The organism is Methylobacterium indicum (genome assembly GCF_001043895.1).
GTDB classification, from domain to species: Bacteria; Pseudomonadota; Alphaproteobacteria; order Rhizobiales; family Beijerinckiaceae; genus Methylobacterium; species Methylobacterium indicum.
Window position 1 is genome coordinate 1 of sequence record NZ_JTHF01000458.1, and the last position, 570, is coordinate 570.

Annotated in this window: 1 protein-coding gene; it reads right to left on the minus strand. The window is 73.7% G+C overall.

All coding sequences use genetic code 11. The features are described from left to right. On the minus strand, window positions 1-570 hold a 570-nt coding region (locus QR78_RS31465), incomplete at both ends, for an ABC transporter substrate-binding protein (RefSeq protein WP_158004099.1).

Consider the following 570-nt stretch of genomic DNA (forward strand, 5'->3'; position numbering starts at 1 on the left):
CGAGGGCGTCCATGAAGGCCCATCCGTCCTCCTCGCCGAGGGTCTGGAGCCAAGCCGCGACGAGGAGGTATCCGGTGCCGGAAGCGGCCGGATCGGGCATGACGACCCGACCCTTGAGGGTGGGGCCGAGCAGGTCGCGCCAGAAGCTCGGGCGCGGGATGCGGTGCCGGTCCGCGACCTCGACGTTGAAGCAGATCACCCCCAGATACGCGTCCATGCCGGTCCAGCTGTAGGGCGTCACGGGATCGCGGAAGGCCGGCCGCAGCGCTTCGGCGCCCGCGGGGCGGTAGGGATCGAGGAGGCCGGCGGCCTTGACCTGGATCAGGCTGCTGGCGGCGAGCCCGATGAGGAGGTCGGCCTGCGGTGCTGCCTTCTCGGCCAGCAGCCGGTCGGTGACGAGGCCGGTCGAGTCGCGCAGCCAGGCGATCTCGACCTCCGGCACCGCCGCCTCGACGGCCCGGCGGATCGGGTCGAGCTGCTCGATCTCGAGGGCCGTGTAGGCGACGAGGCGGACGCGCTCCCCCGCCGGCGCGGGACGGGCGACGCCCACGGCCGCGAGGAGGGCCAGGA